General features: G+C 60.8%; 18 protein-coding genes and 2 pseudogenes. 12 read left to right on the top strand and 8 right to left on the bottom strand.

Going from position 1 to position 24045, the window contains the following annotated elements; genetic code table 11:
* Positions 1-5 precede the first annotated feature (5 nt).
* Genes nirD through M0D64_RS06745 form a run of 4 tightly spaced genes read left to right on the top strand, consistent with a single transcriptional unit; the run spans position 6 to position 4752 of the window.
* Positions 6-353, top strand: a complete 348-nt coding sequence (gene nirD / locus M0D64_RS06760; RefSeq protein WP_266257089.1) for a nitrite reductase small subunit NirD — start codon at positions 6-8, stop codon at positions 351-353.
* Positions 350-1621: an NAD(P)/FAD-dependent oxidoreductase gene (locus tag M0D64_RS06755; protein WP_266257088.1), complete on the top strand. Its 1272-nt coding sequence runs from the start codon at positions 350-352 to the stop codon at positions 1619-1621. Before nirD ends, M0D64_RS06755 begins: the two co-directional genes overlap by 4 nt.
* A 13-nt stretch (positions 1622-1634) precedes the next feature.
* Entirely contained in the window at positions 1635-4481 is a 2847-nt protein-coding gene (locus tag M0D64_RS06750) for a nitrate reductase (RefSeq protein WP_266257087.1), read from the top strand.
* Positions 4482-4497: 16 nt separating this feature from the next.
* Positions 4498-4752 (top strand): hypothetical protein, encoded by a 255-nt coding sequence (locus M0D64_RS06745; RefSeq protein ID WP_266257086.1) that lies wholly within the window; start codon positions 4498-4500, stop codon positions 4750-4752.
* 37 nt (positions 4753-4789) lie between these two features.
* On the opposite strand, the gene M0D64_RS06740 is transcribed toward M0D64_RS06745, so the two are convergent.
* The gene (locus tag M0D64_RS06740; RefSeq protein WP_266257085.1) at positions 4790-5641 is read right to left on the bottom strand and encodes a LysR substrate-binding domain-containing protein; all 852 of its coding nucleotides are present in this window, start codon (positions 5639-5641) and stop codon (positions 4790-4792) included.
* A gap of 89 nt (positions 5642-5730) precedes the next feature.
* Between M0D64_RS06740 and M0D64_RS06735 the strand changes: the two genes are divergently transcribed.
* The 7 genes from M0D64_RS06735 (at position 5731) to M0D64_RS06705 (ending at position 14932) form a co-directional block, all read left to right on the top strand.
* Positions 5731-6585 carry an alpha/beta fold hydrolase gene (locus M0D64_RS06735; protein ID WP_266257084.1) on the top strand — a complete coding sequence of 285 codons (855 nt, stop codon included), beginning with the start codon at positions 5731-5733 and terminating at the stop codon, positions 6583-6585.
* A 54-nt stretch (positions 6586-6639) separates the two neighbouring features.
* Entirely contained in the window at positions 6640-7959 is a 1320-nt protein-coding gene (locus M0D64_RS06730) for a DUF3422 family protein (protein ID WP_266257083.1), read from the top strand.
* 293 nt (positions 7960-8252) lie between these two features.
* Positions 8253-8624, top strand: coding sequence for a DUF3579 domain-containing protein (locus M0D64_RS06725; RefSeq protein ID WP_266257082.1), 372 nt, complete (start codon positions 8253-8255; stop codon positions 8622-8624).
* A gap of 273 nt (positions 8625-8897) precedes the next feature.
* Complete coding sequence (locus tag M0D64_RS06720) at positions 8898-10253, top strand: 2-hydroxycarboxylate transporter family protein (RefSeq protein ID WP_301717284.1); 1356 nt, start codon at positions 8898-8900, stop codon at positions 10251-10253.
* A gap of 118 nt (positions 10254-10371) precedes the next feature.
* Positions 10372-12252 carry an ATP-binding protein gene (locus M0D64_RS06715; protein ID WP_266257081.1) on the top strand — a complete coding sequence of 627 codons (1881 nt, stop codon included), beginning with the start codon at positions 10372-10374 and terminating at the stop codon, positions 12250-12252.
* A complete protein-coding gene (locus M0D64_RS06710; protein ID WP_266257080.1) occupies positions 12245-13600 on the top strand; it encodes a sigma-54 dependent transcriptional regulator in 1356 nt (451 codons plus the stop codon). Before M0D64_RS06715 ends, M0D64_RS06710 begins: the two co-directional genes overlap by 8 nt.
* A 201-nt stretch (positions 13601-13801) precedes the next feature.
* Positions 13802-14932 (top strand): porin, encoded by a 1131-nt coding sequence (locus M0D64_RS06705; RefSeq protein WP_266257225.1) that lies wholly within the window; start codon positions 13802-13804, stop codon positions 14930-14932.
* A 430-nt stretch (positions 14933-15362) separates the two neighbouring features.
* Here the strand turns inward: M0D64_RS06705 and M0D64_RS06700 are convergent, their stop codons facing one another.
* The 6 genes and pseudogenes from M0D64_RS06700 to M0D64_RS06675 all read right to left on the bottom strand — a co-directional run bounded on the left by M0D64_RS06700 (position 15363) and on the right by M0D64_RS06675 (position 22816).
* The gene (locus M0D64_RS06700; RefSeq protein WP_266257079.1) at positions 15363-16058 is read right to left on the bottom strand and encodes a transposase; all 696 of its coding nucleotides are present in this window, start codon (positions 16056-16058) and stop codon (positions 15363-15365) included.
* Between the two features lie 358 nt (positions 16059-16416).
* Positions 16417-17634, bottom strand: a complete 1218-nt coding sequence (locus tag M0D64_RS06695; RefSeq protein WP_266257078.1) for an alginate lyase family protein — start codon at positions 17632-17634, stop codon at positions 16417-16419.
* A 52-nt stretch (positions 17635-17686) separates the two neighbouring features.
* Complete coding sequence (locus M0D64_RS06690; RefSeq protein ID WP_266257077.1) at positions 17687-19048, bottom strand: 2-hydroxycarboxylate transporter family protein; 1362 nt, start codon at positions 19046-19048, stop codon at positions 17687-17689.
* 452 nt (positions 19049-19500) lie between these two features.
* Positions 19501-19782 carry a hypothetical protein gene (locus M0D64_RS06685; protein ID WP_266257076.1) on the bottom strand — a complete coding sequence of 94 codons (282 nt, stop codon included), beginning with the start codon at positions 19780-19782 and terminating at the stop codon, positions 19501-19503.
* 207 nt (positions 19783-19989) lie between these two features.
* Positions 19990-21799 (bottom strand): annotated as a pseudogene (locus tag M0D64_RS06680) (histidine kinase).
* Positions 21800-22081: 282 nt separating this feature from the next.
* Entirely contained in the window at positions 22082-22816 is a 735-nt protein-coding gene (locus M0D64_RS06675; RefSeq protein ID WP_266257074.1) for an IS6 family transposase, read from the bottom strand.
* A 147-nt stretch (positions 22817-22963) separates the two neighbouring features.
* Here M0D64_RS06675 and M0D64_RS06670 point away from each other — a divergent pair.
* A pseudogene (locus M0D64_RS06670) lies at positions 22964-23191 on the top strand (SAM-dependent methyltransferase); the annotation flags it as partial.
* A gap of 471 nt (positions 23192-23662) precedes the next feature.
* Here the strand turns inward: M0D64_RS06670 and M0D64_RS06665 are convergent.
* A complete protein-coding gene (locus M0D64_RS06665; RefSeq protein ID WP_266257073.1) occupies positions 23663-23854 on the bottom strand; it encodes a hypothetical protein in 192 nt (63 codons plus the stop codon).
* Between the last annotated feature and the right edge of the window lie 191 nt (positions 23855-24045).

The raw sequence follows: 24045 nt of genomic DNA, 5'->3' as shown, positions 1-24045 counted from the left end.
TCAACATGAACAACGATCGACTTCCGCAATCCTGGATGCCCGTGTGTGCGCTCGACGACATTGTTCCGAATACGGGCGTCTGTGCGCTTGTCAACGGCGAGCAGGTCGCGGTGTTTCACGTCGCGCACGGTGACGGCACCGTGTTCGCGATCGACAACTTCGATCCGGGTTCGCAGGCGGCGGTGCTCTCGCGCGGGTTGATCGGCAACCTCGGCGAGCGCATCGTGGTGGCCTCGCCGATCTACAAGCATCATTTCGATCTGCGCACCGGCGAGTGCCTCGAGGCGCCCGAGAATTCCGTCAACGCCTACCAGGTGCGCGTCGAGAGCGGCACGGTGTGGGTCGCTGCATGAGACACGAATACGCCGGACAGACCTCGGGAGGCGCATCGCCCGGCGCGCCTTCCCGTCCGCGTCTGGTGGTGGTCGGCAACGGTATGGCCGGCATGCGCACTGTCGAAGAGCTGCTGAAGCTCGCGCCGGACCTCTATGACATCACCGTATTCGGCGCCGAGCCGTACGGCAACTACAACCGCATCCTGCTGTCACCGGTACTCGCGGGCGAGAAGTGTGTCGACGAGATCATCCTCAATACGCGTGACTGGTATACGGATCATGGTATCCGGCTGCATGCGGGCGACCCGGTGGCCGCTATTGATCGCAAGCGCCGCATCGTGCGCTCGCAAAGCGGCATCGAGGTGGGCTACGACCGGCTGCTGATCGCAACCGGCTCCAAGCCATTCCTGATTCCGGTGCCAGGTCACCAACTGCCGGGGGTGATCGCGTTTCGCGACATCCAGGACGTCGAGACGATGCTCGCCGCAGCGCGCAGTCATCGTCACGCCGTAATCATAGGCGGCGGTCTCCTCGGACTGGAGGCAGCGAACGGGCTCATGCGCCAGGGCATGTCGGTGACTGTCGTGCACGACACCGAAAGCTTGATGGACCGCCAGCTCGACAGGAGCGCGTCGGCCCTGCTGCTGCAGACGCTGGAGCGCAGGGGCTTGCGTTTCCTGATGAAGGCCCGCACCGCCGAAATCGTCGGGCCGGAGCGTGTCACCGCGGTACGTTTTGACGACGGCATGGAGATTCCCGCCGACCTGGTCGTCATGACGGCCGGGGTGCGCCCGAATATCGAGCTCGCGAAGCAGGCGGGCTTGCACTGCGAGCGCGCGATCGTCGTCGATGACACGTTGCAGACCTACGATCCGCGTGTTTATGCCGTTGGCGAATGCGTGCAGCACCGCACGGCGACCTTCGGTCTCGTCGCGCCGATCTGGGATCAGGCGCGTGTCTGCGGCGCGCATCTGGCCGGTGCGGGTCACCGCCGTTACGTGCAGCGCGCGACGGCGACCAAGCTGAAAGTCACCGGCGTCGACCTTTATTCCGCTGGTGATTTCGTCGGCGGCCCGGACAGTGAAGACCTCGTGTTGCGCGATCCGCGACGCGGCATCTACAAGCGCCTCGTGATCGAGGGTAGCCGGGTGATCGGCGCCGTCCTCTACGGCGACGTCAGGGACGGCGCCTGGTACTTCGAGCTGATCCAGAACCGGACCGACATTTCTCCGCTGCGCAGCCAGTTGCTGTTCGGTAAAGCCCTGTGCGAGGCGCAGCCCGCCTGAACCGGAATCGAATGTGAGTTTTCCCATCGTCATTTCCAATCCGCCTGACACCCGTCGTGACGCGGTCCGGACCACCTGTCCTTACTGCGGCGTCGGCTGCGGCGTACTCGCGACGCCACGCCCGGACGGCCAGCCCGACATTGCCGGCGACGAACGCCACCCGGCAAACGCCGGACGCTTGTGCGTGAAGGGCTCGGCGCTCGGCGAAACGGTCGGGCTCGACGGACGCCTGCTGCATCCGAAGCTGCGCGAGCCGGGCAGCGATGAATTGCGCGATGTGTCGTGGAGCGATGCGCTCGACACGGTTGCCAGCGAATTTCGCCGGATCATCGATCAGCACGGCCCGGATGCAGTCGCACTCTATGTCTCGGGACAACTGCTGACGGAGGACTACTACGTCGCCAACAAGCTGATGAAGGGCTATGTCGGCAGCGCGAACATCGACACCAATTCGCGCCTGTGCATGTCGTCATCGGTTGCAGGGCATAAGCGTGCGTTCGGCGAAGACTTGGTGCCGGTGTGCTACGAAGACCTCGAACTCGCGGACCTGGTCGTGCTGGTCGGATCGAACACTGCGTGGTGCCATCCGATCCTGTTCCAGCGGATTGTCAGGATCAAGGAAACGCGGCCCGAGATGAAGGTCGTCGTGATCGACCCGCGCTACACCGCGACCTGCGAGATGGCCGACCTGCACTTGCCGCTGAAGGCGGGCACGGACGTCCGGCTGTTCAACGGGCTGCTCAGTTTTCTCGCGGAACACGATACGACAGATGCAGGTTTCGTCGATGCGCATACGACCGGCTATGCGCAGGCACTCGATGCCGCCTCAACCGACGCGGTGAACGGCTTCGATCTCGCGCAGTGCGCGAAGGCCTGCAAGGTCGACCGGCACGATCTGCTCGAGTTCTATCGGCTCTTCGCGCGGACCGAGCGGGTCGTAACGGTCTATTCCCAGGGCGTGAACCAGTCGTCCTCCGGCACCGACAAGGTGAACAGCATCATCAATTGCCATCTGCTGACAGGCCGCATCGGCAAGCCGGGGATGGGGCCGTTCTCGTTTACCGGACAGCCGAACGCGATGGGCGGGCGTGAAGTGGGCGGCCTCGCGAACATGCTGGCGGCACATCTGGAGCTCGACAATCCGCGCCATCGCGACCTCGTGCAGACTTTCTGGGGCTCGCCCGCCATCGCGGAACGGCCGGGACTCAAGGCGGTCGAGTTGTTCGGGGCGATCGAGACCGGCCGGATCAAGGCCGTCTGGATCATGGGCACGAACCCGGTTGTGAGCTTGCCCGATGGCGATCAGGCGAAGCGCGCGCTCGCGCGCTGCGAACTCGTCGTCAGCTCCGACATTGTTGAAAACACGGACACGAATGTGTTTGCCCACGTCCTGCTGCCGGCGCTCGGCTGGGGCGAGAAAGACGGCACCGTCACCAACTCCGAGCGCAGGATTTCGCGCCAGCGGGCGTTCCTGCCGGCACCGGGCGAAGCGCGCGCGGACTGGCGGATCATCTGCGACGTCGCACAGCGCATGGGGTATGCCGGCTTTGATTTTTCGGCTCCGCATGAGATTTTCGACGAGCATGCACGGCTGAGTGCCTATCGCAATGAGGCCGGCAACGAGGCCGGCAACGAGCGGGGCAACGGTGGCGAGACCGCTGACAGCCAAGGGAAAATGAATAACGGACACGTCGAAGGCGATGTGCCGCGTGTGTTCAATCTGAGCGGCCTCGTCGCGCTCGGCCGGGAGCGCTACGATGCGCTGCAGCCGATCCAGTGGCCGGTACTGGCGGCGAACGGCGCAGCGCAGCGCGGTACCGCGCGTCTCTTCGGTGATCGCCGCTATGCGCACGCAGACGGCAAGGCGCGTTTCGTCGCGACCCCGCCGCGCGCACCGGTCCACGCACCGGACGGCGAGTATCCGCTCACGCTGAATACCGGCCGGGTACGCGACCAATGGCACACGATGACCCGCACGGGCAAGTCGGAGAAACTCGCCGGCCACGTGACGGAAGCATTCGTCGATCTGCATCCGCAGGACGCGCTGTCGTACGGCGTGCGGGAAGGAGAACTCGCGCGCGTGTCGAGCCGTTGGGGCACGATGGTCGCACGTGTGCAGCATGGCGGAGGCATGTCGCGAGGCAGCGTGTTCGTGCCGATTCACTGGAACGATCAGGTGGCGTCCGATGCGCGTGTCGGCGCGGTGGTGAATCCCGAGGTCGATCCGGTCTCCGGGGAGCCTGAGTTCAAACATACGCCGGTTCGCGTCGACAGGTTCGACGTCGCCTGGCACGGTTTCTCGTTGAGCCGCCACGCCCCGGTGCTGGACGGCATGACCTACTGGACGCGTGTCCACGGCACGCAGTTCGTGCGCTACGAACTCGCGGGGCGCAAGCCGCTCACCGATCACGGTGGCTGGGCGCAAGCGCTGTTCGGTATCGACGATCCGCACGCCGACTGGCTGGAGTACGAGGACAGGACGGCGGGCATCTATCGCGCCGTGCATCTGGTCGACGAGCGTATCGAGAGTTGCATCTTCGTATCGGCGCGCCCCGAGTTGCCGTTGCCGTCGCGTACGTGGCTCGCGGGCCTGTTCGGGAAGGACAGGCTCGACGAGGAGGACCGTGCTGGTCTGCTGGTCGGGCAGCCGATTGGCAAGGGTGTCGATACGGGGCCCACGGTCTGCTCGTGTTTCGGTGTGGGACGCAATACGATCTGCACGGCGATCCGTGAGCAAGGGCTAAAGACCGCGGCGGAAATCACCGCGTGCCTGAAGGCCGGCGGCAACTGCGGGTCCTGCGTGCCGGAACTGAAGAAGCTGCTGGTCGACACCGAACTGGAACGATTGAGTACAGCTTGAAGGAGACTGAAGTTTCATGATGAAGAGACTCAAAACCATGCTGGCCGTGATCAAACCCGGCGATACTTTTTTCGCTCGCCATGACGACGGCAACGCCACGCCGTCAGGTCCAGAAGGTGTCGGAGAGGGACACCTGCGACATACGGCGAATCTTCGCGCCTCGCATCTTAGCGAACGAGGGCGGCATGACCGTGCGCGGCGCCGCACCCGCAAGTCGGGCGCGGCCGTGGGGCCGGCGCACCCTGGCACGCCACGTTCGCATCGCCATTGATCGCGTTGAAGGGGAGCGGTAGCGAGACGCTGTGCGACTAACGCCGCAGTTCCGACATGATCTTTTCGGCAAGAAAGTCGCATGGCGGCCGCTTCGATTTGGCGCTCCGCGCAAGTACGACCTCCAGCGCGGCGATTTCGGGCAAGCCCTGCGCATGGCCGAGCAAAGTCAAATGAGCGGGAACTGCACACTGCGCGAGCGGCGCCACCGCGAGTCCCGCTTCGACCATACTGAGAAGACCCATGAGGCTTGGACTCTCGTAAGAGGTCCGATACGTGATCCTGGCCCGTTCGAGACTGCGGATCGCATTTTCCCGAGCGACGCTACCCGGCAGGAACACCGCAATGGGCAGCGGCCTCTCGCGCCAGATGTCATGCGCGCTGGGCGCCGCGGCCCAGACCATCGGTTCGAACCGGATGAACTCGCCCGAGAGGCCCTTGACGCGTGTCCCGCAGACCAGGTCGACCGATCCGTCCTTCACCATGGGCGCGAGCGCCACGCTTGGCAATCCGATTACCTGAATCTCGACCTTCGGGTAGGTAGCGGAAAATTTCTTGAGGATCGACGGCAGAAGTGACGACGCATAGTCGTCGGGCACACCGATGACGACCCGGCCGGTTACGTCGGGACGGACCACCGCCGCCCAGGCTTCATCGCGCAAAGCGAGCATGCGCCGCGCGAAAATCAGCAGGACTTCGCCATCTTGCGTCGGGGTCACGCTTCGCGGCTTGCGCACGAAAAGCGGCTTGCCGAGCGCCGTTTCGAGGGTCTTGATCTGCATGCTCACCGCCGATTGCGAGCGATGGACGACTTCCGCCGCGCGACTGATGTTCCCCGTGTCGGCCACGGCCACGATCATTGTCAGAACGTCCAGATCAAGTGCTTTCATTGGTATCAGATAAATCGATAGATACCATCAATATTACGCGATTTTCTTAGATTAGCGCATCGTGCATAGTGCTGGAAAGGAGCCCATGCATGAACGCGCGAACCGACCCTTCAATACTTTCAGTCCCGGAGTTGTGCTTTGCCACCGTGCCCTCCGGCATCTGCGTGCCCTATGTGATCAGCGGTTCGGGAGAGCCGCTGGTTTTCGTGCACGGATCGCTTTGCGATTATCGCTATTGGAGCAGTCAAACCGAATTCCTTTCGAAGCATTTCCTCTGCATTTCGGTTAGCCTCAGCCACTACTGGCCGGCTGACGATGCCTGCATTCAAGGAGAATTTGGCTGGAAGACGCATGTCGCGGAACTCGCCGAATTCATTGCGGCAATGGACCTCGGGCCGGTTCATCTGGTGGGGCACTCGCGGGGAGGGTGCATTGCATTCCACGTGGCGCGCGAGTATCCGCGCCTGGTGAAGACGTTGACGCTCGCTGATCCGGGTGGTCCGTTGCAGATCGATGGAATGCCGGAAGCCTCGTTGCCACCTGCGACCAATCTCCTTCGCACCAAAGTTGCTGATCTGATTGAAAGCGGTGCGATTGACGCCGGACTGGAGCTTTTCGTCGACTCGGTGAGCATGCCTGGTTTCTGGCACAAGAGTCCCCCCAGTTTCCGCACAATGGCGATCGACAACGCCGCCACGTTGCCGAAGCAGTTTCGCGATCCGTTGCCCGCGTACTCACGCGATGCAGCGCGTGAGGTGCAGTGCAGGACGTTGCTGATCGAGGGCGAAAAGAGCCCGCGCATGTTTCGCAACAACGTCGACAAGCTCGCGGATTGGATCGACTACGCGGACAAGCAGACCGTTGCCGGTGCATCGCATGGAATGAACGTCGCGAAGCCGGGGGTATTCAACCGGCTTGTCCACGCCTTCGTGAGTTCCTGGTAATACTGATTTTCGGGCAACGCGCGCAACCATCAGAAATCAGAAAGAAGATCAACTATGGATCATTTCCTGCGCGCCAGCCTCGCGGGCGAGTTGCACGCCCGGCCGTTTCTCCGGATTGGCGGATCGGTGGCGCTCGCGCACTTTGCCATCTATGCCGACGGCGACCCTTCCGTTCACGAAGCGCTCCTTCGGTCGCTGTGCAGGCTGACAGGCCTGGCGATTCCCGTCGACGGTACGACGCATTACTCGGCGCGCTGGAATGAGGAGAATCAGTTGAAGTGGGAGCGGCACACGGAATTCTCCACCTTCACGTTTGTCGCGCAGCGCCATGACGCGGATTACTTTTCCGATCTGCCGTCGGCACATATCCCGTCCGAATGGTTTCGCGGTTTTGAAGGCAAGCGGTTCGTTGCGATCCGGATGGAACTCGTGTCGGGCGACGCAGCCGGTGCGGCACGCGAGAGCGTGCGGCAGTGGATCGACGGTCCCGTTCTGGTGGGCAGCAAGGTGCTGGGAGGCGGACAGGCTTACTGCGACTGGAGCATCCGGCCCGACGGCTTCTCGCGGTTTCTCGTGATCGACGATGACTTTCGGGAGGAACAGGGCGGACGTCTCCTGCAGCGCCTCTACGAGATCGAGACGTACCGGATGATGGCTTTGCTGGCGCTGCCGGTTGCCCGCGAACTGGGCAGAAGTCTCGACGAACTGCAGTCGGCGCTTCAGCCGCTGATGCACAGCATGGACACGAGTCAGGGACGCCGCAATGATGCCGAGCTGCTGGTGCGTCTCACGCATCTTGCCGTGCGCATCGAGTCGTTGGCGGGCTCGAGCGGGCGCTTCAGCGCCTCGCGCGCTTATGAAAAACTCGTGCTTGCCCGCATTCAGGAACTGCGCGAAGAACGCATTGAAGGCATGCCGACGATCGCCGAATTCATGGAGCGGCGCTTTGCCCCCGCGATGGAGACGTGCAAGACCGTCTGGGCGCGCCACGAACAATTCGCTGGACGGGTGGCGAGGGCGGTCGATCTGCTGCGCACGCGCGTCAATCTCGCGCAGGAAGAGGACACGACCCGCTTGCTGGAAGGCATGAATCAGACGGCGCAAAGCCAGTTGAGGCTGCAACATGCGGTCGAGGGCCTGTCTGTTGCCGCCATCTCGTACTACGTGCTCTCCCTGACGTCGGCCGGATTCAAGGCCCTTCATACCCTGCATTTTCCTCTCGATCCGGAGCTGGCCGAAGGACTCCTGATCGTCCCGGTCGTCTTGCTGGTCATGCTCACTATCCGGCGTAGCAAGGGAAGACACGCGGTGCTCAAGTCGGAATGGCTGACATCCCGGCCATCCGTGAGGCCCAATTCCGAAGTTTGCGACTGAACCCCTTCTTCGCGGGGCGACGTCGAAAAAAGCATTGAAAAATCAAAAGAATAGAAACGTGCATGATCGCGGCCACTTGGCACGACCCTTGCGATATTGCTGCCTGCCGTCGGCCTTCGATCAAAACTGGAGAGCCGTGCCTGGCATGACATCGACGCGACCACGACGTCGCACTCACGGAGACTACGCAATGACTTCACCTGGCACCTTGGCTGGCACTTTAGCAGGCTTGCCTGCGCGATCGCGCGGCCTGGAACACGAGCCCCGTCGTCCGAGCTACCGGCTGTAGAAATATGACGGCACACTTCGGTACCCAACACTTCTTGATCAAGGGCATCACATACAGCGGAAAGACATTCCGGCCCGGCGACTGGGCCGAACGGCTGACCGGCGTCATCACGCTGTTCGTTGGCGAGCGTCGGCCGGGCATTCATATCGCCTGCACACCGTTAGCCATGCCAATCGTCCAGGCCGACGTCAAATGCCTACTGATTTCCGGCGATCTTCAGCTGATTTGCCCGGCCGCGTTTCAATTTGTGGCGAGGTTCGCTGAGGACAATGATTTGCCGATGGAAATTCGTTGCACGAGACCGTCTGAAGGACTGAACGAGCACGGTGCGTTTGCGGTGGCCGAGATTTCAGCCTGCCCGGCCACCGAATTCTGAGCTTTGAGCCAAGAGCCAATCGTCCTGCGCCACGCGTCAAAAAAACGTAACGCTAACAGACACATAGCGGCGCGAAAAAATAGCTGCTGGCTGGCCCGACTCTTGCTTTTATCAGCCGGCAAACGCCTCCGATCGGGACTGCCTGGTCATCGTTCGGAACCGGCCTTAAAGCGGACAAGCGATCCGCTGCATGGTCACGCGTATTAATCAGCTCGAAAGCCGTAACGCGTCATCGCGTTGCGTTAGGAGCCCTTGAACAGTCAGGAGACAAACGTGCACAGCACATCCCCCACGTCACAGCCAGAACCGGCACCCGTCATTGAAGCCCAAACCCGCTTCTGGCCGGAAGGCTGGTGGAAATTGATGGAAATCCGGATCGGCATCATCCCGTTGCCAATCTATGTCGTGCTGTTCGCATTGATCGCTGGCTTTGTGATCTCTGGCAAGGTGCCGGGCGAGATATCGATGGCGATCGCAGTACTCGCATTCTTCGGCTTCACGTGTGCGGAAATCGGCAAGCGCTTGCCGCTGTTCCGCAATATCGGCGCGGCAGCGATCTTTGCAACGTTCATTCCGTCCGCGCTGGCCTACTACCACTTTCTGCCGAAACCAATCATCACGCTGACGAGGGATTTCACGAAGTCGACCAACTTCCTGTACCTGTTCATCGCATCGATCATTGTCGGCAGCATTCTCAGCATGGACCGCCGCGTGCTGATCCAGGGCTTCCTGAAGATTTTCGTTCCGCTCGCAGTCGGTTCGGTCGCCGCTGCGATCGTTGGAACCACCGTCGGAACTGTGCTCGGACTCGGCGCGCACCATACATTCTTCTTCATCGTCGCACCGATCATGGCGGGCGGTGTCGGTGAAGGTGCGATGCCCCTGTCGATTGGCTACTCAGAAATTCTTCATCTGCCACAAGGCGAGTTGTTTGCGCAAGTGCTGCCGCCGGTGATGCTGGGCAGCCTCACGGCGATTGTTCTGTCCGGTGCGCTTGATATGCTCGGGAAACGCTTGCCGCACCTCACAGGGCAAGGACGCCTGCAAGTTGGCGAGCAGGAAGAGATGGTCCCGATGCTTGACGAAATCACCGGACACGTCGACGTCACCCACATCGCAGCAGCGGGGATCACGGCCATTACGCTCTATCTGCTGGGGTTGATGTGCCGCGACCTGTTCGGCCTGCCGGCGCCTGTCGCGATGCTGTTCATTGCAGTGCTGGTCAAACTCGGGCGGGCGGTATCGCCGCCGCTGCAGGAGGGCGCCTTTGTCGTCTACAAGTTCTTTTCGACAGCGGTGACCTACCCATTGCTGTTCGCGATCGGCGTTGCGATGACGCCCTGGGACAAACTGGTCGCGGCGTTCACCCTGGCCAATATCGTCACTATCGTGGCAACGGTTGTGACGCTGATGGGCAGCGGTTTTGCGGTGGCATTCTTTCTGAAGATGCACCCCATCGATACGGCAATCGTAAACGCGTGCCATAGCGGACAGGGAGGTACCGGCGATGTCGCGATCCTGACAGCGGCGAACCGGATGCAACTGATGCCGTTCGCGCAGATCGCCACGCGCATTGGCGGCGCAATCGTCGTCACGGGGACACTGATCGTGCTTGCGCACTTTGGATGACGCACCGGCGCGGCCAGGGTGTTGAACAACCGCAGCTGTGAAAGGGGTATATGCCGGGCTGTACGCCGGATGGGCGATTTGCGAGAATTGGCCGGCATCAGTCGCCTGTGAGGTTTCAATGAGGTCGTTCGTGCACGTGAGAGTGTGTGGTGTTCCGCTGTGGGGATGGCTGGCCGCAGCGGTGCTATACGCCGGCGTGGCTGGCGTAGCGATTGAGCTTGCGTGGCAGCGCTCCGTTAGCGCAATCGCGATGGTAGGCAGTTACCGCCTCGATCTCTACGCCGCGAGCCTGAAAAGCGAACTGGGCCGCTACGAAATGGTGCCTGGCATCGTTGCGCGGCAGGACAGCGTGCATGCGCTGTTGCGCGCGCGAACCGATGCGCAGCCGGCGTTTATACACGCGGTGGATACCTATCTGGCCGCGGTCAACCGCGAGGCGGGAAGCCTCGCGGTGTACCTGATCGAGCCGCATGGCACGGTGATCGCCGCGAGCAACTGGGATCAACCGCTGAGCTTTGTTGGTACTAACGTTTCGTATCGCCCGTACTTCAAGGACGCGCTCGCGCATGGCTCGGGGCGCTTTTTCGGCATCGGCACAAACACAGGCGTGCCAGGTCTTTATTATGCGAGTGCAGTGCGCGAGGCCGACGGGTCGATCGGTGCAGCGGCGGTCAAGGTCAGCGTCGATGCGCTTGAATCCGCATGGAGGGTGCCGGCCGAAGCGGCGATGGTCGTCGACGCGAATGGCGTGATTGTTATCTCCACGGTTCCGGCGTGGAAATTCATGGCGCTGAGACCCATTACGCCGGAGCGGCAGACGCAGATTCAGGCGTCGCGGCAATACGCGGGCCGGGCGGTTGAGCCGCTGCCGTATCGGCGACTTGGCGAGTGGGGCACGGCGGGCTGGTTTGCACAGTTTCCCGACTGGACCCATAGAGGCCGCTATCGGCGCTTTCTTGCCCTGTCGAAACCGGCGCCACAAGCGGGCGATTCGATCATCGTGCTACTCGACGTCGCACCGGCACGGCACCAGCAATACCTGGCATTCGCGTTCGTCACCGGGCTCTTCCTGATCGTCGGCCTCTATGGCCTGTATGCGATTCAGCATCGTCGCGCGATTGCTGAGAAGCTGAACGCCCAGGATGCCTTGCGCGGCGCCAATGAGCGTCTGGAGGTTACTGTGCAGCAACGCACGGCAGAACTGACCAGTGCCAACGCGAGGATGCGACAGGAAATTGCCGAACGCATACGTGCGGAGCAGTCACTGCGCGATTCTCAACAGGAACTGGTGCATGCGGGCAAGCTGGCGGTGCTGGGACAGATGGCAGCGGGTTTGACGCATGAACTGAATCAGCCGCTCGTCGCAATCAGGACACTGTCCGACAACGCCCGGACGTTTTTCGAACGCAATCAGCCCGCACCGGCGATCGCCAATCTCGAACGTATCTCGCGCCTGGTCGACGGCATGGCGCTACTCACCGGCGAGCTGAAGACCTTCGCCCGCAGGCCGGGCGTCGAACGGGTCCCGGTGTCGCTGAATGAAGCGGTGGAGCATGCCGTACTGATTTACGAGTCGCGAGTTCGCGACGAACAGGTGCAACTCGACATCCACGTTGCTGCGGGTACGACGGTGTATGCAGAGCCGGGCCAGTTGCAGCAGGTGATCGTCAACCTGCTTGGCAACGCACTTGATGCTGTCGTGTCCGAGGCACGGCGTACGATTGCCATTGATGCGCGCGAGGCGGATGAGCACGGCCGGGTGATATTCACGATTGCCGATAGTGGCACTGGTATTGCTGCCGAGGCACTGGCTCATCTGTTCGAGCCGTTTGTAACGACAAAGCCGCGGGGGCGCGGCCTGGGGCTGGGTCTGGCGATCACATCGCGCCTTGTCGAGGGATTCGGCGCCCGTATCTCGGCTGCGAACCTCCCCGGCGGTGGCGCGCAGTTCAAGATCGATTTTGTGGCGGCAACGGTGCAGGGGGCAGCCAATGGGTGATGAGATTCGTGTTGTAGTGGTCGAAGACGACGAGAACGTCCGTCTCGGCGTCGAGCAGGCGGTTGCACTGGCTGGCTATCCGGTGCAGGCCTATGAGTCGGCGGGTTTGGCGTTGGCCGAGGTCGCGCCAGGCGCACCGGTGGTGATCGTGTCCGATGTGCGGATGCCGGGCATCGACGGGCTGCAATTGCTCGAACGTGTGCTGGCGGTCGATGCGCAGATTCCCGTGGTGCTGATCAGTGGCCATGCGGACATCTCGACAGCGGTAGGCGCGATGCGTCGCGGCGCCTATGACTTCATTGAAAAACCGTTTTCGTCGGAACACATCGCGAGCCGGGTCGCACGCGCTGTCGAGAAACGGCGTCTGACGCTCGAAGTACAGGGTCTGCGCGACGCGCTGCGTAACTGGCACGGTATCGAGGCGATGGTGCTAGGCAAGTCACCTGCGATTGCCGAGGTCCGCAAGAAGATCCTGCGGCTCGCGGATACTTCCGTATCGGTACTCATCACAGGCGAGACGGGAACTGGCAAGGAACTGATCGCGCGTGGGTTGCATGACTTCGGCCAGCGGCGCGACCGTCACTTTGTCGCGCTCAACTGCGGCGGGTTGCCTGAGCAGCTTTTTGAAAGCGAACTCTTCGGTCACGAGGCCGGGGCCTTTACCGGCGCCATCAAGAGTCGGGTCGGCAAGATCGAATGGGCTCACGGCGGAACGCTCTTTCTCGACGAAATCGAAACCATGCCGGTTGCGCTGCAGATCAAGCTGCTGCGCGTCTTGCAGGAACGCCACATCGAACGGTTGGGCGCCAATGAGTCAATTCCGGTTGACTGCAGGATCGTCGCAGCGTCCAAAGCTGACCTGACAGAACTGGCGAAAGAAGGGCGCTTCCGGTCGGATTTCCTCTATCGGTTGAATGTCGCGCAGATCGATCTGCCGCCGTTGCGCGAACGCCGCGAAGATATCCCGTTGTTATTCGAGCACTTTGTGCTCGCAGCGGCCCGGCGCTTTGGGCAAGCCGCGCCGACCCTCTCGGCATCGCAGGTGTCCGAACTGATGGCACATCAATGGCCGGGCAATGTGCGCGAACTGCAGAACGTCTCGGACCGCTTCGTGCTGGGCCTGGTGGGTGACACGCTCATAGCTGATGCTGGCCCGGCGGGGATATCCGGCACACTGGCCGAACAGACAGCACGCTTCGAACGGGTATTGATCGAAGAAATGCTGCTACGTCATCACGGCAATGTCGGTGCGGCCAGTGCTGCGCTGGGCATGCCGCGCAAGACGCTGTATCACAAGATCCGCCAGTTCCGGATCCCGACACCGGAACCGCAGGCCGAATCGGAATGACACGGTCTACGGCCGTTGCGCAAATTTTCGGATATCAGTGATTACACTTAGTTGTACAAATGGTACGGGAAAGGTGGCTGAAGGATCGAAGTAACTAGGATTACGCCCATTGGCTGACCTTCGCTGTCATCTGGATATCCAGACCGCAGTCCTCTCACGCGACAAAACAAAAATTTTTCAACGTAGTAATCTCAGGAGACGATCTTGAAGAAAAAGTATCTGGCTTTGGCCGTTACGGCAGGCGCTTTCGCCGCAACCGGTGCGCACGCACAGTCGAGCGTCCAGCTTTACGGCCTGATGGACCTGAGCTTTCCCACCTATCGGACGCACGCGGATGCGAACGGCAATCATGTCATTGGTATGGGCAACGACGGCGAACCGTGGTTCAGCGGCAGCCGCTGGGGCCTGAAGGGCGCGGAAGACATCGGAGGTGGAACGAAGGTCATTTTCCGCCTTGAGAGCGAATTCGTTGTCGCCAACGGCCAGATGGAAGATCCGGGTCAGATCTTCGACCGTGACGCATGGGTGGGTATCGAGAACGACACGTTCGGCAAGATCACGGCAGGTTTCCAGAACACGATCGCGCGCGACGCATCGACGATCTATGGCGACCCGTACGGCTCGGCGCGCCTGACGACGGAAGAGGGCGGCTGGACCAATTCGAATAACTTCAAGCAGATGATTTTCTACGCGGCCAGCGCGACCGGCACACGTTATAACAATGGCGTGGCATGGAAGAAACTGTTCAGCAATGGCATTTTCGCCAGCGCGGGCTACGCATTCGGCAACTCCACGAGTTTCGGCTCCAACTCCAACTACCAGGCAGCGCTCGGGTACAACGGTGGTGTGTTCGACGTGTCTGGCTTCTATAGCCATGTCAATCGCGTTGGCTTTACAAACCAGACGTTCTCAGTGGGCGGCAACTATACGTTCGGCATTCTGCGCGCCAATGCGGGTTACTTCCGTTACCTGGGCAATCAGGGCGCGCTCGGTCAGCGTCAGGACAACGCGTGGACGGCGTCGCTCAAGCTGTCGCCCAAGGGTCCGTTCGACTACGAACTCGGTTATCAGCAAATGCGCGTGCACAACGCCGCTTACAACGTCGACGGCGATATTCCGAACGCGAACATCGGCGCTTTCGATCCGACGTCGGGCCTCCACAACGGTTTCAAGGAAACGCTGTACTGGTCGGCGTTCTATCACCTGTCCAAGCGCACTGAAGTGTATCTGGCCGGCGACTACATGAAGCTGCATGGCGGCTACACCGTCGGATCCACCTTCGGCGCGACCAACCAGCTCGAACTGACCACGGGCGTGCGCACTCGCTTCTGATCCGGGAATCAGATTTGCGCTGATTCGTTCATCGATGTGCTCCTGCTAGCGGCGGCGGACTTATCCGCCCGCCGCTTTTTTTGGGCTCACCGGGTCGAGGAAGACAGCCATGTTCAGAAATACCAGTATCCGGACCGCTCTGACCATCACGATTGCCGGCTACACGGCCGCGTTGATGCTTGTGATCGCAACGTCGATTGCGGGGCTGTAAACGGCCAACACGGCGCTCGACAGGATGTACAACTGGTTGGGGGTTTCGAGCCTGATCGGCCGTAGCATGGTTGAGAGAGCCCGCGAGCAATGATGAATGGCGATGATCAGACGTGAGGTGCGAAGAGATGAGCTGATTCGCGAATGTGTCGGGATGCTACAAACGAGCGCAACCTCAGCACGATGCGCCGCGAGAAAACACGGCGTGCGGGGCGCGAGCTTAACTGCGACAGTAGTGCCGCAGATTGATCAATGTGTGGGCGAGCGTCCTGAACGCATAGTGCACCTGACTAATCCACTCGAAGCGAAGCAGCAGACGCCGAAACTTGTCCTCCCTGGCGAACACCCGCTCGATCGTGCGAAAGCGCTCCTCGAAGATCGCCGCGTCGAAGTGCCACCGGCGGCGGCGCTTGGGTGTTTCACGGTCCCGCCTGCTTTCGGGAATATTGGGACGCATGTTCCAGTTGAAGATGGCCCGACGATTGGCCCGGTAGTCGTAGACGCCGTCCAGGCCCACCGCGCCGTCCAGGCTCACCGTTGAACCGCGTAGGGCCATGCCGATGGCGCGGGCCATCTCATTCAGTTTGGGCGGCGCATCACGCAGCAAGGGCGATGGATTGCGCTGGCCTGCTGCGGCAATGGATGGAGCGATAACATTGCGGTGCCGACCGCAGAAGGCGACAATTTTGGTGCCCTTGAGATGCTTGTGTCCGCTGTATCCCGGGTTGTCGCCGCTTTTGTTCGCCGCCATGGTGGTGCCGTCGCCGTGCATGACACTCAGGTCAAACCGCCCGTCCACATGGAGCTTGCGCACTGAGCCCGCAAATACTCTGTCGATGCAGCCATCGGCCTGCCAGCGTCGCAGTGCCCGATAGAGGCGCGTGTAGTGAATCTCGGGACGGCCGCGGGCGGTCATCTTGATCGCCAGTGCCTTCCGCTGGCAGCCGGTGTAAGCAGGTGCAGGATGTAGTTGAAAGTCGTGTGCAACGCAAGCATTGGAGCGGCTCCACGCCCGCTTTGGCTCAGATGCGGCAAGACAAATTGTTCAAACTGCTCAAGGTTCAATTTCGTTGGAATCGCTTGTCGGTATTGACTTCCGATCATCCGTTATGTTCGCAAATCCGGACTTTAACCGATTCTGTTACGCAAAGCGTCACAACCAGTCCCAACGGGGCTCGCAGACAAATTAAGCCCCAACTGAAACCCCGCAACCAGTTGTCAGGCGGTGTTGGCGGACGCGTGGGCGAGCGCGGCCTGGCGTCCCCCGAACCGAGCTACTTCAAGGTGAAGGCTAGCGTTCCGTAACCAAGCTGGTCGAAGCCGCCGCTGTTGGGGCCGTAGTCGCCCCCACCGCCTTCCACGCGCACCTTTTTCGCGAAGGCTTCCACATCAGGTGCGCTGATGCCTTTGAGCACAACGTAGTGGTTGTACAGAAGTTCCCAGATCGGCCGCTCATCGCCGCAAGATTTGTCGGAAATGGTCATCTGACTGACATCGCTGTTGGTGTACGCGGTGTAAGGCACGTCGTGACCGAGGTTGTAGCGGGCTGCGTATTCAGCGCCTAGCAGAAAGCGATCGTGGTCATAGCCGAACAGATCGTCGCCCTGATTCCACGCCATCTGGCAGAACGTGCCGAGCAGAGCGATATCGAGCATCGTGTGGCCCTGGTCTCGTCCGCTCTCCTGCACCTGCCCGATTCCGCCGTCGTAGATTTTCCACACGACATGGCCGATCGCACCGTTGCCGGCGCCGTGCCTGAAATACCCGGTGGCCTCGTCGTAGATGTCGCGGCGATCCGTGAGCACGCCGATCGCAAGCATCGAGTCCATGTTCGCGAGGTCCCAGTTCGCCCAGTAGTGGTCGATTTTCGTGCCGTTATGGCGAACGAGGAAGTCATGGTTCATCGGATAGAAGACCGTCAGCATCATGGTCTTGAAGCGATCGAAGTCGGTTGGACGCCAGTCGGGATAATTGCGCAGGATCTCGGCGGCGTTCGCGAGCTGGTAGCCGTAAATTCCCGAGGCCAGGAACTTGTCTGCGGTGCCGTCAATCGCGGTCAGTGTCGATGACCAGGCATTCAGAATCTCAACCGCCTTTGCGGCGTACGCGGCATCGCCGGAAATCTTCCATCGCAAGGCGAGCGCGTAGGCGGCTGCGCCATCGTTGAAGAGCGCGGCATAGTTCTCCGCATGGTGGGCGTTGGCACCTCGATACACGATCGCCTGCGGATTGGGTTTCCAGTTCAGCGACGCATGCCGATTGACGACGAGTTTTTGCCAGCCTGCGAGCCAGGGCTGATCGCCGTGCGCGACTTTGACGCGCATCCGGTCGAAGTCCTTCTGGGTGTGAAGCAGGCCCGGATGCACGAAGGGGTGAGCATCGTTTGCCCCCGCTTCCGGATTGGCGCCGGCGAAGAAGAGCGCCGCGAGAATGGCGCAACTGAACCGCGCGACGCTGGCCGACCGCATGGGGATAAAATTCGAAGATTCCAACGTAGCTCCGAAGAGGGGGGACGCTTTCCTGGAAACCGTCAATGGCGATTCATTAGCCGATGTGTGCAAGCACGATCAACGTCAGCGTGACTATAATTGCGCCACCTATTCGCGTGGCAATCTGCGCAAACGGCATCAGTTGCATGCGATTGGCTGCCGTCAGGATGGCAACGTCGCCCGTGCCGCCCTGACCGCTGTGACGCGCGTTCACGATCGCCGTATCGATGGGGTACATATTCAACCGGCGACCCACGAGGAAGCCGGTGCCCATCAGGGTACCCACCGTCGCCACGATGGTCACGAGGTTGGGGAAGGTGAACGCCGCCATCAGTTTGTCCCACGGTGTCATCGTCACGCCGATCGCGAACAACAGCGGATAGGTGACCGCCGTCGAGAAGAATTTGTAGACGACGAAGGCGCCCTCCTGCAGCGGAGGAGACACTGCGCGGGCCAGTTTGACCAGCACCGCGAGAAACAGCATGGCGACCGGTGCGGGCAGCCCGAACAGGTTACGGCACATCAGCCCGAGCAGGTATAGCGTGATCGCTGTAATGCCCGCCGCCGCGATGTGCGAGACGTCCACATGTCCGCGTATTTCCTCCTGCACCGGGCACATCTCGTCTTCCTCGCCGACTTGCAGACGTCCCTCGCCGGTCAGATGAGGAAACCGCTTTCCAACTCTATCGAGCAAGCCAGAGAACACGATCGCAGTGAGACTGCCGAGCATCACCGGCGGCAAGACCTGGGCGAACAAGTCTCCCTGCGGCAAATGAAGGATCTCCGAGTAGCCGACAGACAACGGGATCGCACCCTCGCCGACGCCGCCCGCCATGATCGGCGCCACGATATAAAAAAACGTATGGTGCGCACCGAGCCCGAGCACCGTACCCACCAGCGTCCCGACGATGCCGGCCGCGACCGAGCCGAGCGCGAGCGGAACGAAGATCTTGATGAAGCCCTGGATCAGCACGCGCCGGTCCATGCTCAGAATGCTGCCCACGATGATCGACGCAATGAACAGGTACAGGAAATTGGTCGACTTCGTGAAATCCGTCGTGAGCGTGAGGATCGGCCTGGGCAGCAGGTGGTAGTAGCTCAGCGCCGACGGAATGAAGGTCGCGAAAATCGCGGCGGCACCGATGTTGCGCACGATCGGCAGACGCTTGCCGAGTTCCGCGCAAGTGAAGCCGAAGAAGGCCAATACTGCAATGGCCATAGAGATCTCGCCGGGCACCTTGCCGGTGATCGCGAAGCCGGTAATCAGCGCGAGCAGGATCACGTAGACGGGCAACGGAATAATGCCGATCCGGTATTCCATCAGCTTCCACCAGCCCTCGGGCCAGAAGCGAGGCTTGATTGCGAGTTGCTGCGCCGGCGCGGGTGCGGGCGGTGAGGTATGTGAAGCGGTTTGCACGAAGTGTCTCCTCGTGGTTGAAGGCCGGTGGCTACATTGCAGCGAAGCGTCGCAATGCGCGCCGGCCTGTGATCTGATCAAGGGATTCTGCTGGTGGCTTCAGTGTCCATGCGACAAATCGTCTGCGAATGCGGAGCCCACCGGGATATCACTGCGCGTCATGTGGTCCGTATTGCAAATGAGTCATCGCGGGGCGTTGAGTCTCTGGCGGGAAAACATTCCAGTTGCCGTTATCGTGACGAAAAAAGAAGATCATGTGCACCGTCTGCGACCCTGAGAGCGAGACGCGCACGTAGCGCCTCGATCGCGCACCACTATGTCGGATGACCCTGATGGGAGTCGTCGCCGTACGTCCAACCCATTTGTCGATGACCGCACGGAGAGACATTCTGCCTTCGGTCATCGTCAACTCCTGCGTCGATGAATGATGCGCACTATGTTCATTTCTTCTGTCAGGTGCCCCGGCAAAACAGGATCGCAGCGCCGATGATTCCCGCGAGGAACACCCAGAAAAGCATGCTCTCAACCCTTGCCGAACCGAAGAGTCTGATACAAAGAAGCGCGGCACTGCCAACACCCCCGAGAAAGACCAGCAAGTCGCTGAATGTACGAGCTACCGCACCATCAGGCGGAGAAGCGTATTGCCCGAACGCATACGCCTTCAACATCAGACCACCCAGACAGACACACATGAGGACCGCAAACGCCCACCGGTCGATTTCGGCATCTTTCATCGCTGTATCCACATGTTGTGCTGATTGCAGGCCCGCGCCATGTTGAAACGGATTATAGAAACCGGATACCTTCCGCCAGCTTTCTGTGCCGTTGGGAAATCATGGGTGTTAACCCGCAAACCCCGCCGCAAACCCCGAACGACCGACGTCGGCGACTCGAGACCGCCGACTCGAGACCGCCGACTCGCTTTCCATCTGCATCCCGAACTATTCCGATGTCTGATCGTTGCCTGCCCCGACCGTGAGCGGAATGTGTATACCAATGACTGTGCCGGTATCGGCCGCACTGTCGATCGTCATCGTCCCGCCGATCAGGCGCGCGCGTTCCTGCATGCCGAGCAAACCGTACGAATTGCCGCTGCAGGCCGTCGCCGGATCGAAACCACGGCCATCGTCGCTGACGTGGAGGTCGAGTGCAGTCGCGATGCTGGTCAGCGCGACGTCGACCCGCGTGGCACCCGCATGACGCAAAATGTTGGTCAGCGAAGCCTGCACGATCCGGAACACCACGGCCGCGCAGGCGTCAGGGAGCGCCGGCTCGCCGCCATTGATGCGCAACTGGCACGGAATGCCGTTGCGCCGGCTGAAGTCCTCGACCAGCCACTCGAGTGCCGGAACAATCCCGAAGTTCAGCGCCGCCGGCCGAAGATGGTTAGCGACGTTCCGGACCATCCAGATCGTTTTCTCGACGAGTTCGCGCATGTCGTCCGCCTTCTGTTTCGCTTCGGGGTCGTCGCCAAGCCGCATCTTCAGCAGCGAAACGTCCATCTTCAATGCCGTCAGCAACTGACCCAGTTCGTCGTGAATTTCCAACGCGATGCGCTTGCGTTCTTCTTCCCGAATGGCCTCCATGTGCGCGGATAGTTCGCGTAACTGCTCGCGCGATTCGAACAACTCCTGCTCGGTACGCGAGCGTTCCTCGATCTCCAACTGCATCCTTTCGTTGGCGTGCGTCAATGCTGCCGTGCGTTGCTGAACCGTGATCTCCAGCTGGTCGTTGGCACTGCGCAACGCACCCTGTGCCTTGAGCTTTTCGGTGATCGCATGGCGACGCTGAATCGCATAGAGGCAGTAGAGCCCCGCGATCAGGAAGCCGCCCGTGACAAACGCGAGCGCGATGAGCTGCTGACGCCGTGCTCCGGCGACGTCGAGCAGGACCATGATCGATTCGTCAGTCTGTGGCACGGGTCGCGTCACCACCAGATAGCGCTGGCCATCGTTGGGGCGGGTCCAATCGGGAAAGCGTGCAAACCAGGCCGTGGAACTCCAGTCGCCAAGGCGGCGATGGGGCAGTGTCTGGACTGTGCGGCCCGCATATTGCCGCGATGCCTTGGCTCTGCTGCGCCGCCGTGACGGGCCGGAGTGCCATGAATTTCCACGCAGGCACCGTCGAAATCACGATTACGCCATTGCCGTCGACGACCATGGCTGCTTCGGCCGGCGTTCGCCATGCGGATTCGAGCGCATCGAGGCTGACCTTCACTGCCGTTACGCCGATTGGCACTGTGCCATCGCGCACCGCGCTCGCGAAATACAGACCGGGTATGCCCGTGTTCGTACCGATGCCGAAAAACCGGCCCGAGCCGTGCGCCAGAGAGTCCTTGAAGTACGGCCGATACGATACGTTGGTGCCAATGAAGCTCACCGGCAGATTCCAGTTGCTCGCCGCAATGACCGACCCGTGCAGGTCGATGACGTCCACGGCGACGCTGCCGGCTTCGCGATTCACTGCCTCGAGATAGGTATTGACGGTTTGCAGCAGATCCGGAGGTGCCGGGGGCGGGGCGCTCAACAATGCGCGCACGCTTTCCTGCCGCGCAACGATCGCCGGTATCATCTCGTGCCGCACCAGCTCGCTTTGCAGATCGGCAGCGTACAAGGCGAGCCGATGGGCACCGACCTCCGCCAGCACGTCGATCGCGCGGTCCCACACGAATTCGACGGCGGCCGCTGCGACGCCAAAGTACAGCGCCGCTGCGGCCGCCCATCCCCATAAGGGGATACCCCTAATCCTCATGCGCACGTTCAATCCCGGATGTCGTCAAGAAATGAACTTTTACATGCATATGAGACTCGCCGCCATGCCTGAGTATGTCGTGGCTTGCTTCGCCGACGGCCATATCGTTTCGTCCAATCCGCGCTTTGCGCCCGCGTCGATACGTCAGACTTCGCTCAAATGACAGTCAGGATGGTCGAACGTGGTACGAGAGACAGCCGGGAAAAATGTCGGGAGAGCGTGCAAAACGGCTTTGTCAAGTTGGCGGCATAGACAACCCGTAAAGCTCAAGATCAGTTATCCTTATTGGGCAACTTTCTCGACGGCGTCAGTAACCGTCCAACCATGCCATGCGGCGAAACGTTCTCTGAGCGCGGCACGATGATATGCCGCTTGCATTTGATGTCTGGGCAACGCGAAGTGCTGCCGGATCGGACCGAAGCTTGAGAGAAACGCCTGCGTGCGACGCGCATCGCGAAAGCCGCACATCTGGCGTTCGCGCCTGCGGGTCGGCTGGTGGCTGTTCTCGGCACGGTTGTTCACACGTGCGGCCGCCCTGACGAAAACGTGCTTCACATGAGCGAGCTCAGGAATGTCAGCCTTCGCCGCCGGACAGCTGCGCAACTGGTCGGTCACGATCTTGCGCGGCATCGGGTTTGAACGCAGCACCTTCCGGAAGAAGCGCTTTGCCGCGGCCTTATCGCGCCGCTTTTGCACCAGCACATCGAGCTCGGCACCGTACTCGTCGACCGCTCGCCACAACAGATACGGCTCGCCGCGCAGCGTCACGAACATCTCGTCCAGATGCCATATGCTGCCCGGCCTGCGCCTAGCCGCTTTGGCGCACCGGGCGAATTCAGCGCCGAATTTGTCGCACCAGCACCGGATCGTTTCGTATGTGACCACGACAGCACGCTCGAGCAGCAACTCCTCGACGTCGCGCAGGCTCAGGCTGAACCGGAAATACCACCGAACCGCGCCGCTGATAACGACGGCAGGGAAGCGGTGACCATGATAAGGCGATTTCGTTTTCTTCATCACTTCATTCTACCGCCGCCTCTCCATCAACCTGACAGTGCCGTTTTGACACACCCTCGGCCACAACCGGTTGTTCGACACAGGTATCCAGATCGTTGACATCCAATACAACTCCCCCTTTGACGCCGAAGCCAACGCGTGACACACATGAATGAATCGCGGCAGTCCATCGGACGTGAAGCGTATTCCGAGTTTGCAGAGCGCTACGCAGCAGCCGTTACGACAAAGCCGCACAATGCGCTCTACGAACGCCCCGCGACCATGTCGCTTCTTGGTGATGTCAACGGTTTGCATATTCTCGACGCGGGATGCGGACCAGGCATTTGCAGCGAACATCTCGCGCGAAGAGGCGCCGCTGTTCACGCGTTCGATGTAGGCCGGTGCCTCTGTCGCGGTGTTCTCCCCACTGCGTTTCGGCGAATCGCGCGGCAAGCTATTTTTCAGCGAAGCGGATGCGCTCATGGGCGGCTTTAGTGCGGGACAACGTATTGTCGAAGACCTATTCACTTCCTAACCCTGCGTCGCGATGCCCATGCCGCGCAGGAAACTTTAGGCGTTCAATCCCCATCCGGCCTCCGGCGCGGAATGACCGCAGTGGGCCGATGACCGGCAGTGCCTCACGGATTGCCCCTTCAGCGCGGAACTCACCTGTCGCGGCAATGAACAACATATCAAGGACTACCTATCGACGTATCCCGGAGCAATCCCGTGCCGCAATGGCGGATTCGGGCATGTGACGTGACGCGATCCGATGTGGTTTTGCCGACATCTCCTGTCCCTTCGCGACAGCAGAAGTCAACGGTTATTGAGCCTTTTGCGATGATTCGATTTACGAAAATAAGCAACTCACATGTTGTGTAATAAATATTTCTCAATATCAGCGTATAAGCGGCCCATGTCTGAAGAAGACAATGCTGACCTATAAACGCCATCTTCATATATGGATAGGCGGGCTGCGCTGTGTCCTTGATTGTTTGCTAATTCAGACAGCGCGGGCCCGTCCAGATCTGCCCAGACCCCGCCGATCAAGGCTTCCATGGCCTCCGCGCCCGCACGGCGAGGAATTCGTTGCCGTCATATGCAGACTGAATAAACAGACAAATCAAAAAAGTACTGAGCATATTGCAATTGAAAATTGTGCGGTTATGATGACGTTTCTGTAGGGATTTCCTGAATCCTTGCTTCGCAAAGGCGAACGAAATATTTGCCGCCATTCGCCGCAGGAGATG

The sequence above is a fragment of the Paraburkholderia sp. WS6 genome (assembly GCF_030464835.1).
In the GTDB taxonomy this organism is placed as follows: Bacteria; Pseudomonadota; Gammaproteobacteria; order Burkholderiales; family Burkholderiaceae; genus Paraburkholderia; species Paraburkholderia madseniana.
Note: the sequence above shows the minus strand (reverse complement) of the source record. Positions and strands in the feature narration are given on the sequence as shown.